Source organism: Sulfurovum xiamenensis (assembly GCF_030347995.1).
GTDB classification, from domain to species: domain Bacteria; phylum Campylobacterota; class Campylobacteria; order Campylobacterales; family Sulfurovaceae; genus Sulfurovum; species Sulfurovum xiamenensis.
Genome location: NZ_JAQIBC010000001.1, coordinates 253,335 through 266,555, shown reverse-complemented (window position 1 = coordinate 266,555; position 13,221 = coordinate 253,335). Strand labels below are relative to the sequence as shown.

Below are 13,221 nucleotides of genomic sequence, written 5' to 3'. Positions count from 1 at the left end.
ACTTTTTAGTTTTTTAGCTGTTTATTTGATATCAGTCTTTATTTTACTTGCTATCATAGGATACCTTTTCTTTGAAAATAACCGTGTTTCTATGCAAAATGCCATGAAATTTGAAATGATGTACCAGGCACGCATGCTGTCATCATCCATCGTGATGAAGGCTATGGACGATGGTGCAAAAAACGAGATGGATTTGGCGAGTCAACATGACTTTTTAAAACATTTAAAACATTGCCGTTTTCAAGTAGGATACTATGATAAGGACAAACAACCTATATACTCGGAAGTCGATGAGTTTAAAGTAACGGATCAAAGCTTCTTTATTGAAGATGGAAGTGCTTACACAGTTATGGAAGATAAGAGCGACCATTTAGGTGTGCATTATATCGTGTTAAAAGAGAATGCGCTTTCAAAAAATGTACAGAGTTTACGTATCAAGATCATAGGCTATCTGGTATTATCATTCATACTGATGGGAATCGTAGGATATTTTTTAGGCCGCCTGTTTCTAAGACCTGTTAGAGAACAGATAGAGTCATTGGATAATTTTATTTCAGATACTACACATGAACTCAATACACCCATTTCAGCCATATTGATGACGATACAGTCTCTTAAAGATATCGAGCCTAAAAAATTGCAACGTTTGGAAGCCAGTGCCAAAAGGCTTTCTGTGATGTACAGTTCTCTCACCTATAGACTTGAGGGGAAGGTAGAGCCCTCAGAAGTATTGTGTTTTTCCGATGTGGTAAAAGAGAGGGTTGAGTATGTGAAGGAACTCATTGATTCCAAACGTCTGCATATATCATTGGATCTTGAACCTACAGAAGTGCTGATGCCTAAAACCTCTTCATATAGACTCATAGATAATTTACTCTCTAATGCCATTAAATATTCTGATGTAGGAGATAGCATTGGTATTACGTTGAAAGATCATGTCTTAAAAGTGAAAGATACGGGGGTCGGTATAGATAAAAAGGTACAGGAGGATATCTTTAAACGTTATTATAGAGAAAATGATGAACGTGGAGGTTTTGGGATAGGATTGAATATCGTACTTGCTATTTGTAAACAATACAAAATAAAATTAGACCTGGAGTCTAAAAAAGGAGAAGGAAGTACTTTTATACTTACTTTTCCTGTCGTAAAAAAATAAAGTTATTCTACGCTGTCCATAAGGATACCAATGATATCGGTCATGGTGAGGATACCGTAAAGTTCATTATTATCAATGACGAGTAAACGTTTAATACTGTTTTGTACCATCATTCTTGCCGCATATTTTACATCCAGTTTTGCAGAGACAGAGAAGGCCGGCGTTGTAGCGATGTCATAGACATTCAGCAGATCTATGTCACCATCTTCTGCAACAATACTTTGTAAAATATTTTTAAAGGTCAAAAGACCATAGGCACCATCTTCTGTGTTTTTATCTACAATAACAGAGCGTACTTTATGTTCTTTCATTAACTTTAGTGCTTCTCTTACTGTAGACATCGGTGAGATCACTATCAATTTTTTTTTAGGTGTCATTACATTTTCTACTAACATCTATTTCTCCTTTATATCATCGATTTGATATCATGTTCAAATTTGTGTAACTCTTTTGTATCAAGACCTGCAACATGCGTTAATGGTAGCGTAAATGCCAAGCCACTGTTTTCCGGGTTGTCCAGATCGAACTTTTCACGAAGTAATCGCATGACCTGCAGTGAGAGTTTTCTTGGTAAGACAAAAAGCAGCACAGAGACATTTTCTTCAAGTGTAAGACCAAAGAATACCTTTTTCTCTTCAAGCCCGATATTCTTTCCATGTAGGATGGTCACAGAGCCTGCTCCTGCTCCCTTGGCAGCTTCGATAGCGGCTTCTTCATCTTTATCTTGTATGATGACGATCAGTGCTGTAAATTTCATAATACTTCTCCTTCAATATTGGATGGTTCTACCTTCTGTCTCTTTTTATAATACTCTGCATGAATACCATACCCCATCACAGTAAGCATTGGAAACAGGGAGGCAAAGGCAATGAGACCAAATCCATCTATCAATGGATTACGTCCCTCTATGTTCTCTGCCAATCCCAAGCCCAGTGCTGCCACCAATGGTACAGTGACCGTTGAAGTAGTAACCCCACCACTGTCATAGGCAATAGGTATAATGTAATTTGGTGCGAAATAGGTAAATATAATAACAAAGATATAGCCTACAATTATATAGTAATGTATCGGATCACCGGCAACGATACGGTATGAGCCTAAACCAATCCCAATAGCTACACCAAATGCGACTATCATTCTAAGTATATTTTGTTTAATTTTCCCTTCACTTATCTCTTCTGCTTTGATTGCTATAGCCAAAAGAGCAGGTTCTGCCATCGTTGTAGAGAAACCTATGAGAAATGCAAACAGATAAATAAGCAGGTTGTTGCCCATATCTGTGAGCTGAAAGGCAATCGTCTCTCCTATAGGGAAAAGCCCCATTTCAAGTCCTACGATGAATGCATACAGTCCCAGGATCACCATAATGATACCAGTAGCTATTTTATGTAAGTGTGCTACAGGTTTTTTGATAATGAGATACTGAAAAAAGAATATGACTATGAGAATAGGGGCAACATCCTTGATCACACCCAGAAGTTCCATAAAGGTATCCATTGCAGAAAATGTATATGCAGTTGCTGCAGACCTTACAGTTTCAACTACTTCTGAAACAACGGGTGCTGCGCTGCTTGTCTCTCCTAAACTATAGACAATAATGCCGTAAATCTGTACAAATATCATAGGTGTCAGAGATGCAAAAGCGATGAGACCAAAACCGTCTATGGCAGGGTTACGGCCTTTGATACTTGAAGACAAACCGATTCCCAGTGCAGCAACCAGTGGCACTGTGACCGTAGAAGTGGTGACTCCTCCACTGTCATATGCCAGTCCTATGATCTCTTTAGGCGCAAAAAATGTTACGAGTACGACCAAGATGTACCCTGTAATGATATAGTAGGCGATAGGATGACCCAATAAGATACGAAGTGTCCCCAATGCAATGGCAAAACCTACAGAGAGCGCCACGGTCATACGGAGCCAGAATGCATCTACCAGACCATTAGATATCAGTGCAGCCTTATCTGCAATAGCGATAAGTGCAGGCTCTGCGACAGTGGTTGAAAATCCTATGGTAAAAGCAAAAAGCAATAGCCAAAAGACCGAGCCTTTTTTAGCAAAGTCTATGGCCAATCCTTCACCTATAGGGAAGATACCCAGTTCAAGACCACGGATAAAAAGCGCCAATCCTACAGCGACGATTGTAAGACCTATGATGATCGAAGTGAGATTATCAGGCACAGTTCGGATGATAATACCTTGAAACAGCGCCACGACAATGATAATGGGAAGGAGATCTTTAAAAGAATTTTTTAGATCTCCGTAAAATATATTTAAACTTTCTTTCATAGAAAGAAATTATATCTATTATAAGATTATTATATGCCATAAAAGTATATTTTCTTCGATAGAAATGTAAAATTGTATCCTATGGTTTCAAGTCTCACAGTTCAGGGTTTAAAACTTAATCTTTCTTCGGTTTACATCCAGTATTGATCCCAAACAGGGCATAGGGTGGACACCATCCGATGATCGCAGTAAAGAGAAGTACGCCTCCAACCACATCAGCAATGATATTGCTATTCATGATACCCCAACCCAGTAGTGCTACACCCAGTACAATCCTAATGATTCTATCTACTTTTCCTATATTGCATGTCATGATCGACTCCTTTAATGATGATAATGCCATTATGACATAGTGGTGGGGAGTAAGTGTGTAACGCATGTTGTATCTTTGTAGCATAGAATATGTAATCTTACCTCTCTACAAAGATTTTGCGGTATATTTTCATTTTCAACATGATATTGATTTGTAACTACGGTACAGGAAATGGTGAAAATGATTCAAAAGTATTTTTTTGTTTTTATTTTAATAATTGTTATCAATTTAATAAACTCTTAAGAATTCTTTTGATAAATTTCCGCCTAGGTAATAATTTAGATAATAATTATCAATTTAAATGAAAAAAAGAAAAGGGAATACAAATGAAAAGAGTAACTACGGCATTAAGCCTAGCAGCTATATTGGCAACAGGAGTTCAAGCAGCATCACTAGAGGAGAGAGTGACAGCATTAGAAGAACAGAACACAGTACTTACAGAAGAGGTACTTGCTACACAAACAGGTGGTTTTACACTGGTAGACACACAAAAATCATACAGCGGTATGGGACCAGCAGCTTCTAAAGTCTATTTCTCTAAAAACCCACTCTCTATAGGTGGATATGGCGAGATGTTCTATGCAAATCCTGATAATGGAGATGATTTTGCAGATGTCTATAGATTCATTACCTATTTTGGATACAAATTCAATGACTGGATCGTACTGAACACAGAGATAGAGTTTGAGCATGGTGCTGATGCTGGAAATGGTGGTAAAGTAGTTGTAGAGTTTTTCTATCTTGACTTCTTACTTAGTGAGCAAGCTAACTTAAGACTCGGGCATGTACTTACACCAATGGGGCTGGTAAACCTCAGACATGAACCGACACTCTTCAACACAGTACAAAGACCAGATATTGAAAAACACCTTCTTCCAAGTACTTGGCATGAAAATGGAGCATTGGTCTATGGTAGATTCGACAGTGCAGATATTGACTATACAGTGGGTATGATCAATGCATTGAATCTAAACAGTGAATATACAAGAGGCGATGATACTCAGAGTAAATGGATAAGAGAAGGTAGACTCGGTGCGAGTAAGGATGCATCTTTTGAACCTGCATTTGTAGGACGAGTGGATTATACTGGTATCAATGGACTGATGGTTGGTGCTTCTGTATATTATGGCGAAGGTTCAAACCTTAAAGATCCAAAAGCAACTGATCCAATTCAGGATGTATCTGGACTCACCACTACAATGTTTGATATCCATGCAAGCTATGATAACGGTCCATTCTCAATGTACGGGCTTTACACACAGACAAACTTGGATGGTGCAGAGAAGTTAAGTGGTAATGCAGTTGAAAAAGCAAGTGGTTATTATGTGAATGCATCTTATGATGTCTCTTCGTTAGTAGGACTTGATTATAAATTACCGGTTTTTGCACAGTATCAAGACTTTAACCCTGTAGAAAAGACAGTGAATGGATCAAATGAAGATACATTTCAGACAGAAATTGTTACAATCGGTTTAAATTTCTTCCCTGCAGATCAGGTGGTCTTGAAAGCTGACTACGCGATGAAAGAAGTGAATAATGTAGATACTAATACATTTTCTTTCGGTCTAGGCTTTATATTTTAATACGTGGATACACAATGAAAAAAATCTTGTTTACACTGCTACTCGGGACACTGCTGTCCCAAAGCAGTGTTGCCGGTAGCAAAGCGTCTGTAGATGATGTGATCAAATCTTCATTTACCGATGTGACTACCATAGATCCAAAACAGATTATACTGACAAAAAAACAGTTTTCTCAGGTACAGTCCAGAGCGAAAGCAGCTGTGAGAACTAAAATTTACCGTTATTACGATATTAAAAGTCAAACTGAAAGATTAGGATATGCGGTATTGATAGCAAGAAAAGTAAGAGGAAAGAAGGCCACAGTACTCTATGCATTTGATAACTGCGGTACCTTGAAATTTACGGAAATTATGGCATTTGGCGAACCACCGGAGTACATACCGAACAAAACATGGATGGGCCAACTGCAGAATAGAGATGCGTCGGCAACACTGACCGTAGGAAAAGATATCCCTACGATCAGTGGTTCCACTCTTTCTGCTAGGTCGATCACAGAAGGTGCAAGAGTAGCCAGAGCCATTTATGAAATTGTTTTGAAGTAATCGATTATGAAATTTTTAGTGACAAAAGATCTGGCACACTCTACCTTACTCAGTTATCTGATGGGCAGTGTTGTATTTGCGATATTTCTCTATCTTGGATTTGATGCAGTGCTTCACGCGTATGTTATCGGTTTGGATATCGATAGTGCTTCAGTGACACTTTTTGGGGATGTAGAGAACTTTGTAGAACCAATACTGATAGATTCACTGCTGCTTCAAGTGCATATTGATCTGTTTATGACACTCTTTGCACTCTTAATACTTTCCTCTATCTATATTCGTCTTTATTCGGATAAAGTGATGACAAAATGGGTTGTACATCTTCTCTTTATCATGGGAATGTTAGCACCTATGACATTGTTACTTGCCTATTTTGTCAGTCCGTCATTTACTGCTATGTGGTTGATCAGTTTTGTACTATGGCATGTGCTGGCTTCTATAGTTGCTATTATCATTTTAAAGAAACTCTTGTTCAAATGAAAAATATAGCACTCTATAGTCTTCCTATCAGATATATGCTCATTTATGTTCTTTTGATCTTAATGAGCGGAATATGGCTTTTTTTACTTTCTCAGGGCTTAGAGTGCAGTGACACTGTGATAAGTACACTGAAAAATATCATAGCATCTCCTGTAGAAAAGAGTGTAGAAGGTCTGATAGAAGTAGCTACGCCGCATCTTTTTGCTATAGGAACACTGATCTTTGTCACAGCACATTTTATGTTATTCAGTACCAAATTTTCACAAAAATTGTCTTTGATCGTGGCAATGTTTCTCTTTGTTTTTGCATTGTTTGATATCTTTTCTTATTTTGCCATTGCCTTTGGACTTGTGGTATCGGGATGGATCAAACTCGTAGCACTTTCAGGTTTTGTACTGTTATTTTTACTTATACTTGGACTGGTCGGGTTTTCCTTATAATCTAACCACTCTATGTCAAGGAGATTGGTTAAATTTCCATAAAGTATCTTTCCTTCTTTATCTACCAGTACAAAACCAATCTCTTTATTTTTTTTTAAAAATGCCAATGCTTCTGTTCTGGACATGACAGAAAGTGCTGTGGCATAGGCATCGATCTTTGCATTGTTTGCAGTGGTAAAAAGTGATACGGACACAAATTCACGGCCCTGTGAAGCTGTTTTTGGATTGATGAGGTGATGTTCTGATTGTGTGGTGGCAAATCTCCTGTAGGTCCCGCTTGTAGAAATGGAGAGCTGAGGGTTTTTACTTTGGATTTTGGCAAATGTCTGTTCAGAGTAGGGTGACTGAAGATAAACCTCACAACGATCCAAACATCTGATATCTCCGCTCAGAGCGATGGTCCCTTTTGTAATATTTTTTTCGTTAAGGTATTGGGAAAGCTTATCTGCACCATAGCCTTTCCCCATACCACCCAAGTCTATGGTGATGTTTTTATCTGTGATGATCTGCTTGTTATCTATCTGGATACCGTGGATATCCAGATGCGCACTTTGCAATGCTTGTCTGGAGGGTGAATAGGTTTTTTCTTCGCCAAAATGATAGAGTTTTTTGGAGATCGATCCAATTGTAATATCAAAATAACCATTAGTTTGTTCATAATAATCTCTTGAAAGTGTAAGGGCTTCAGCCAGATAAGGATCATACTTTACATGATGGTCCTTGTTCAAGTTTGCCAGTACAGCAGTCTCATCATAGGTAGAGAGGGAATTTTCTATACGTTTGAGCAGTTCAAATGATCGGGTGATCTCCTGATTGTATTTTGGTGGTAATGAAATGCTTACAAAAGTACCCATAAGTACTTGTGTACGTGTTTGCAGTTCCTCTTGTGCAAGTATAAACAGAGGAAATAAAAGAACAAAGAGACTGCGCATTAACGTTTCTCTAAAATTTCTATGATGCCTTTAAAATCTTTTTCATGCCCAAAACAGCTGTTGGAATTACACAGCATAAAACCGTCATTGGTGTCATTTTTCAAGAGAGAGAAAGGATGAGGGAGGGTATCTAGCTCTTTTATATGTTTTTTCAGGACATCCTCTTTTGCTTTGATAATGACATCATCTTTGAGATAACGGATCACCATACGGCTCATACGTGGAGTAGAGATAGGTTGGCGCATGATATCATAAGAGTAGATCTCGAGTGTTTTAAAGACAAACTTTTTATAGACGACATCTACCAAAGAAGAGATGCTGTAAAGCACGGAGAGCATGGTAGCAACGGAAGAGGGATAGGAGCTGTCATAGATGTCCGCATTGGTTTCAAACTCTCCGCGTGAGAACTTCCATTTTCCCTGGACAAAGTATTTTTCAATGGCACTGTTCGTCAGTTTGGTTGCCGTCATAAGATAGGTTTCATCAAGTGTACTTTCATAGGCTTCAATAAGCGTTTCTGCAAGATAGGCATAATCTTCCAAAAATGCTTTGATCTTTGGTTTTTTACCCATCAGTGTAGAGTGAAAGAGTTCAGAATTGATGTACATACTCTTCAGTAATGCATCCAGGGATCTGAGCGCTGGTTTTAGATAAGCATTATCTGCACGAGAGGCTTTGAAGAGCGTTTTGATCATCATAGCATTCCATGAAACAAGGACTTTTTTATCTATGAAAGGGTGAGTACGCTTTTCTCTACGTTTTCTAAGTGCCTGTATCGCTTCATCATAGTAAGGGATATCGTTATGTGTGGGATCCTCTATACGTACAATGTTTTTACCTTCAAAGTTTCCTTCTTTTGTGATATGCAGTGCCTCGGCAAGAGCAGCGTGCTCCTCCTTAGGGATACCTGCTTTATCAAAAGACTTTAACGCTTTTTCATAGGTATAGACAAAGTATTTGCCTTCTTCTCCTTCCGTATCGGCATCAGAGGCAGAGTAGAAAAGACCATCCTCACTCATTTTTTCTATCATAAAATCTATCGTTTCAAAAGCAACAGATCTGTAAAAATCCTTTCCACTTACATGATAGGCTTTGAGGTAGACTTCTGCCAGCAGGGCATTGTCATATGTCATCTTTTCAAAATGAGGTACGAGCCATTCATTATCGGTAGAGTAACGGCAAAAACCACCCTCCACAAGATCTCTCAATCCACCTTTTGCCATACAGGTGAGTGAGTGTAGTGCCATGTCACGTGTCTCTTTATCTTCTGTGATACGGTAGAGGTCTAAGAGTAGATCAAGCATCGAGGCTTGAGGGAATTTAGGCGCTTTGTTAAAGCCGCCGTTTGTATTATCAAAGAGTTGTTTGGCCTGGTCTGAAACCCTTCCTATGATGCTGAGGTCCAATTTTGTAGCCTGTATTCTATCTTCTTTAGGATTGAGAAAACGGAGTATCTCATCGGCTTTTTCGGTAAGCAGAGCTTTTTCTTTGCTGTATTTGTCAGCGATGACTTCGAGTAGGCTTGAAAAGCTCATCATCCCATAACGTGGCTCATCAGGTATATAGGTAGCAGAGTAAAAAGGCTTTCGTTCTTGTGTGAGAAAGATGGACGTAGGCCAGCCCCCCGGACGCTGGTTCATCAGCTGGTAAACTTCCTGAAAATGTTTGTCTATATCTGGACGCTCTTCCCTGTCTACTTTGACTGCAACAAAGTGTTTATTCAGTATCTTCGCAGTCGCTTCATCTTTAAAAGATTCATCTTCCATCACATGGCACCAGTGACAAGAACTGTACCCTATGGAAAGAAAGATCGCCTTGTTTTCTTTTCGTGCTTTTTCAAAGGCTTCTTCTCCCCAAGGGTACCAGTCTACAGGATTATCAGCATGTTGCTGTAAGTAAGGGGAGTGCTCATTTTTAAGACGATTTGCCATTTTTAACCTTTATTGTTAACCAATTATTGGTAATATTACACAGCGTATACACGAATAGTACAATAGAATACTATAAAAGTTTAATATAAAAGAGAAAATAATGAATGATTTAGTAAAAAAGTTACTCTTATTGAGTTTCCTTTTCAGTACATTTGCATCTGCAGGGTTTGAGAGTGTACTGAAAAAACAGAAGTTTTTATCGCCGGATGAAGCATTCCAAGTGAGTGCAGTACTCAAAGATGAAGTGATAGAAACCAAGATCAACATGGCAGATAAAATTCATGTGTATGAAAATTCACTAATATATAGAATCATTTCTCCTTCCTCTGTTGCATTGACCGTTACAAAACCACAAGCACATGATTTTGATGGTGATATGGTGTATGAGAAAGAGGTACTTGTCACTATTCCTGTCAAAGAGATCGCGTCCAAAGTTAAAGGTGATTACACACTTGAGATCGAGTTTCAAGGGTGTTCAGATGCAGGCATCTGTTATCAGCCGATTAAAAAAACTTTTGATTTCAAAGGAGCAGAACTCGGTCTGTTTGATAAGATATCTAAACTCGTCAATGAGGGTAATACAGCGAAAATAGCAGATATACTAGTGAATGAAAGCTCCATATTTATCTTACTTCTTTTCTTTATTTTTGGTTTATTGCTATCTTTGACACCATGTATTTTCCCTATGATACCCATCTTGTCTTCGATTATCGTTTCGCAGCAGGGAAGAAATGAAAAACCAAGCGTAGCCCAGGCATTTTTCACCTCTTTGGTCTATGTCGTTTCTATGGCGCTGACCTATACAGCGGTAGGGATCATAGCGGGACTGGTCGGTGCAGATATCCAGACCGCGATGCAGACACCTTGGGTCTTGACGCTTTTTGCAGCGATGTTCGTGGCTTTAGCATTCTCCCTATTTGGATATTATGAGATAGGGCTTCCAGCTTCATGGCAGTCGAAATTAAGCAGTGTAAGTGACAATGCCCAAGGTAAGGGTATCTTGGGTACGGCTGTGATGGGATTGCTCTCTGCATTGATCGTCGGGCCGTGTGTTGCACCACCGCTTGGCGGGGCTGTACTGTTCATTTCCCATACGGGTGATGCACTTCTGGGAGGGTCAGCACTCTTTATCATGAGTATAGGTATGGGTATGCCACTACTTATTGTCGGACTGGGAGCAGGTAAATTTATGCCAAAACCTGGTGGATGGATGACAGCGGTTTCTCAAACGTTCGGTGTGATGATGCTGGGTCTTGGTATCTTTATGCTTTCACGTATACTTCCGGACAGTCTTACGATGATATTGTGGGCATTGTTGTTGATAGGTTCAGCACTCTATATGGGAGTATTTAATCCTAGCAGTGCAACACATGGTGCAAAGAAACTGTTTCAGCTATTGGCTATGGTATTTTTACTCTACGGGGTATCACTCTTCATCGGCGGTATCAGTGGTGCAAGTTCAATGATCAGACCTTTTGAAAAATTTACACAGGTGCAAACCAGTGTCACACCTACTGCATCTATGAGTGCAGACAAAGAGAGTCACAGAGGCTATAGTGTTGAGCGACTTATGAAAGAGGTACGTGAATCAGAGAAGCCTGTGGTGGTGGACTTTGGGAAAAAGTCTTGTACTGCATGTACAGAACTCGAAGAGATCACATTTCCCGATCCACGTGTACAAGAGCATCTTAAAAAATTCACGTTTATCAAGATAGATCTTACAGACAATACGGATGCAGACAAAGCATTACTGAAGAAGTTTGAACTCTTCGGTACTCCAAACATCATCTTTTTTGATAAAGCAAATAATTACTTGCCTGAAAAAAGTTTGACAGGATTTATCCCTCCTGAAGATTTCGCCACACATTTGGAGCGTATCACGCAATAAGTTTTCATGCTTCTTGCTATGATAAAGCATTTTTCTTCTTTTTTCTATTGAATCTTATAGGGCCCCTATGATGCTCAAAGGTGCAATGTATGCGAAAGGTGATGCTGCAACGAGTTATGTAGATACGAATAAATACTGGGTGATGTTTGATTACAAATACTAATGGGGTTTATATGTAGAAGGATAGTTATCTTTCTGCAGTAAATTATAGTACAGGTTAGTGCATTATTCAGCTATAATGTCACTATCACATTGTGAGTATATCACAATACAAAGAAACGGAATAACACAAATGAATGAAAAATCAAAAAACTTACATATAGAGATCGGAAAAATCAATACCCTCGAAGTTGCTAGAGATACGGATTACGGATTGTTTTTAGAAGCAAAAGATGACAGTGAAGTACTGCTTCCGAATGTATACGTCATGGAAGATGAGATGCCTATTGGTGCACTGATAGATGTATTCATCTATACAGACAGTGAAGACCGCCCTGTAGCGACTACTAAAATGCCTTATGCCAAATTGGGTGAGTATGGCTATTTTACGGTGGTGGACTATAAGTCTTATGGTGCATTTGTAAACTGGGGACTCCCTAAAGACCTCTTTGTGCCTCTTTCCCAACAAAAAGAGTATTTTAATATCGGCAAAAAGTATCTTTTACGTGTCTGTCTGGATGAACAAACGGGCCGTCTTTATGGTACGCAGAAAATAGGGAAATATTTCAACAGAGACATGAGTGGCCTGCATCAAAATAAAAAGTTGGATGCCATTGTTCTGGCTAAGACACCACTAGGTTTTAAAGTTGTAGCGGACAACCAGTATGAGGGGATGCTTTTTGATAATGAGATCTTTGAAGAGATACGTGTAGGTGACCGTAAACAAGTCTATATCAAAAAAGTGAGAAAAGACTATAAATTGGATCTTTCGTTACAGCCCATTGGAAAACAAGCAAAGATAAGTGAAGCTGAAGGCACTATCTTGCAATTATTGAAAGAAGCGGATGGCACTTTGCCTTATACCTATAAAAGTGATGCCGAAGAGATCAAAAAGGTTTTCGGCATGAGTAAGAAGAATTTTAAACGTACGCTGACAGAACTTATCGAAGCTAAAAAGATAGAATTGCTGGATGATGCAATTGTTTTGTTGTAATATACTGGGTAGAGAAAGAGAAAAGGAAAAGATATGGAATTAGCAGATTTATTGAAAACGGCAGCTTCTATGATACAAAACAATGGTGATGATACAACCGCTGGACTTGATGAGAATCATATCGTTAATGCGCTCAATACCCTTGTAGGAAATGGAGCAGGAGGACTTGATCTTGTGAAATTTGTAGGCGGGTTGTCTCAAAATGGTCTGGGTGAGATCGTGGGATCATGGTTAGGAAACGGCGAGAACAAAGCTATCTCCATGGAGCAGATCACGACACTGCTGGGTGCTGAAAATGTGGCTACCTTTGCTTATGATCTTGGTCTATCCAAAGAGAGTTCAGCACGTGCTTTAGCCAATGTCATACCCCAGGTTGTAGATCTGGCAACAAGAGGAGAAGGTACGATTATGGATGAAATGCTTGCCAATACAGGTGGATCTAATGGGGCTATGGAGATGCTGAGCAAAATGTTCCGTTAAACCGTTTAGATAGATATTTCTCTAATTTCTCTCA

General features: G+C 39.0%; 14 protein-coding genes. 8 read left to right on the top strand and 6 right to left on the bottom strand.

Annotation, left to right across the window (positions count from 1 at the left end; translation table 11 throughout):
• Nucleotides 1–25 precede the first annotated feature (25 nt).
• A complete protein-coding gene (locus PF327_RS01410; protein WP_289401013.1) occupies nucleotides 26–1,156 on the top strand; it encodes a sensor histidine kinase in 1,131 nt (376 codons plus the stop codon).
• 2 nt (nucleotides 1,157–1,158) lie between these two features.
• Here the strand turns inward: PF327_RS01410 and PF327_RS01405 are convergent, their stop codons facing one another.
• From PF327_RS01405 to PF327_RS01390, 4 genes are all read right to left on the bottom strand, one after another.
• Entirely contained in the window at nucleotides 1,159–1,551 is a 393-nt protein-coding gene (locus PF327_RS01405) for a CBS domain-containing protein (protein ID WP_289401012.1), read from the bottom strand.
• An 11-nt stretch (nucleotides 1,552–1,562) separates the two neighbouring features.
• Nucleotides 1,563–1,913 (bottom strand): hypothetical protein, encoded by a 351-nt coding sequence (locus tag PF327_RS01400; RefSeq protein ID WP_008244070.1) that lies wholly within the window; start codon nucleotides 1,911–1,913, stop codon nucleotides 1,563–1,565.
• Nucleotides 1,910–3,445 carry a DUF1538 domain-containing protein gene (locus tag PF327_RS01395; RefSeq protein WP_008244068.1) on the bottom strand — a complete coding sequence of 512 codons (1,536 nt, stop codon included), beginning with the start codon at nucleotides 3,443–3,445 and terminating at the stop codon, nucleotides 1,910–1,912. The genes PF327_RS01400 and PF327_RS01395 overlap by 4 nt, the downstream gene beginning before the upstream one ends.
• A gap of 115 nt (nucleotides 3,446–3,560) precedes the next feature.
• Nucleotides 3,561–3,758, bottom strand: a complete 198-nt coding sequence (locus PF327_RS01390; RefSeq protein ID WP_289401010.1) for a YgaP family membrane protein — start codon at nucleotides 3,756–3,758, stop codon at nucleotides 3,561–3,563.
• A gap of 326 nt (nucleotides 3,759–4,084) precedes the next feature.
• Here PF327_RS01390 and PF327_RS01385 point away from each other — a divergent pair, with 326 nt between their 5' ends.
• Genes PF327_RS01385 through PF327_RS01370 form a run of 4 tightly spaced genes read left to right on the top strand, consistent with a single transcriptional unit; the run spans nucleotide 4,085 to nucleotide 6,803 of the window.
• A complete protein-coding gene (locus tag PF327_RS01385; RefSeq protein WP_008244063.1) occupies nucleotides 4,085–5,341 on the top strand; it encodes a porin in 1,257 nt (418 codons plus the stop codon).
• Nucleotides 5,342–5,355: 14 nt separating this feature from the next.
• On the top strand, nucleotides 5,356–5,883 hold the full coding sequence (locus tag PF327_RS01380; protein ID WP_289401009.1) for an FMN-binding protein: 528 nt from the start codon (nucleotides 5,356–5,358) through the stop codon (nucleotides 5,881–5,883).
• Nucleotides 5,884–5,889: 6 nt separating this feature from the next.
• Nucleotides 5,890–6,363: an Aq_1264-related membrane protein gene (locus PF327_RS01375; protein ID WP_289401008.1), complete on the top strand. Its 474-nt coding sequence runs from the start codon at nucleotides 5,890–5,892 to the stop codon at nucleotides 6,361–6,363.
• Complete coding sequence (locus PF327_RS01370) at nucleotides 6,360–6,803, top strand: Aq_1264-related membrane protein (protein WP_289401007.1); 444 nt, start codon at nucleotides 6,360–6,362, stop codon at nucleotides 6,801–6,803. The genes PF327_RS01375 and PF327_RS01370 overlap by 4 nt, the downstream gene beginning before the upstream one ends.
• Here PF327_RS01370 and PF327_RS01365 read toward each other — a convergent pair.
• Both PF327_RS01365 and PF327_RS01360 read right to left on the bottom strand, forming a co-directional pair.
• The gene (locus PF327_RS01365; RefSeq protein ID WP_289401006.1) at nucleotides 6,689–7,735 is read right to left on the bottom strand and encodes an FAD:protein FMN transferase; all 1,047 of its coding nucleotides are present in this window, start codon (nucleotides 7,733–7,735) and stop codon (nucleotides 6,689–6,691) included. The two genes, PF327_RS01370 and PF327_RS01365, sit on opposite strands and share 115 nt — an antisense overlap.
• Nucleotides 7,735–9,666, bottom strand: a complete 1,932-nt coding sequence (locus PF327_RS01360) for a thioredoxin domain-containing protein (RefSeq protein ID WP_289401004.1) — start codon at nucleotides 9,664–9,666, stop codon at nucleotides 7,735–7,737. The genes PF327_RS01365 and PF327_RS01360 overlap by 1 nt, the downstream gene beginning before the upstream one ends.
• Before the next feature lie 100 nt (nucleotides 9,667–9,766).
• Here PF327_RS01360 and dsbD point away from each other — a divergent pair, with 100 nt between their 5' ends.
• The 3 genes from dsbD to PF327_RS01345 all read left to right on the top strand — a co-directional run bounded on the left by dsbD (nucleotide 9,767) and on the right by PF327_RS01345 (nucleotide 13,187).
• Complete coding sequence (gene dsbD, locus PF327_RS01355) at nucleotides 9,767–11,554, top strand: protein-disulfide reductase DsbD (protein WP_289401003.1); 1,788 nt, start codon at nucleotides 9,767–9,769, stop codon at nucleotides 11,552–11,554.
• A gap of 292 nt (nucleotides 11,555–11,846) precedes the next feature.
• On the top strand, nucleotides 11,847–12,707 hold the full coding sequence (locus PF327_RS01350) for a CvfB family protein (protein WP_289401002.1): 861 nt from the start codon (nucleotides 11,847–11,849) through the stop codon (nucleotides 12,705–12,707).
• 33 nt (nucleotides 12,708–12,740) lie between these two features.
• Entirely contained in the window at nucleotides 12,741–13,187 is a 447-nt protein-coding gene (locus PF327_RS01345) for a YidB family protein (RefSeq protein WP_289401001.1), read from the top strand.
• Nucleotides 13,188–13,221: the final 34 nt, after the last annotated feature.

Bases quoted from the DNA above. Each gene is read 5' to 3' on its own strand.
- PF327_RS01405 (WP_289401012.1), bottom strand. From the start codon at position 1,551: ATGTTAGTAGAAAATGTAATGACACCTAAAAAAAAATTGATAGTGATC.
- PF327_RS01400 (WP_008244070.1), bottom strand. From the start codon at position 1,913: ATGAAATTTACAGCACTGATCGTCATCATACAAGATAAAGATGAAGAA.
- PF327_RS01395 (WP_008244068.1), bottom strand. From the start codon at position 3,445: ATGAAAGAAAGTTTAAATATATTTTACGGAGATCTAAAAAATTCTTTT.
- PF327_RS01390 (WP_289401010.1), bottom strand. From the start codon at position 3,758: ATGACATGCAATATAGGAAAAGTAGATAGAATCATTAGGATTGTACTG.
- PF327_RS01385 (WP_008244063.1), top strand. From the start codon at position 4,085: ATGAAAAGAGTAACTACGGCATTAAGCCTAGCAGCTATATTGGCAACA.
- PF327_RS01380 (WP_289401009.1), top strand. From the start codon at position 5,356: ATGAAAAAAATCTTGTTTACACTGCTACTCGGGACACTGCTGTCCCAA.
- PF327_RS01375 (WP_289401008.1), top strand. From the start codon at position 5,890: ATGAAATTTTTAGTGACAAAAGATCTGGCACACTCTACCTTACTCAGT.
- PF327_RS01370 (WP_289401007.1), top strand. From the start codon at position 6,360: ATGAAAAATATAGCACTCTATAGTCTTCCTATCAGATATATGCTCATT.
- PF327_RS01365 (WP_289401006.1), bottom strand. From the start codon at position 7,735: ATGCGCAGTCTCTTTGTTCTTTTATTTCCTCTGTTTATACTTGCACAA.
- PF327_RS01360 (WP_289401004.1), bottom strand. From the start codon at position 9,666: ATGGCAAATCGTCTTAAAAATGAGCACTCCCCTTACTTACAGCAACAT.
- dsbD (WP_289401003.1), top strand. From the start codon at position 9,767: ATGAATGATTTAGTAAAAAAGTTACTCTTATTGAGTTTCCTTTTCAGT.
- PF327_RS01350 (WP_289401002.1), top strand. From the start codon at position 11,847: ATGAATGAAAAATCAAAAAACTTACATATAGAGATCGGAAAAATCAAT.
- PF327_RS01345 (WP_289401001.1), top strand. From the start codon at position 12,741: ATGGAATTAGCAGATTTATTGAAAACGGCAGCTTCTATGATACAAAAC.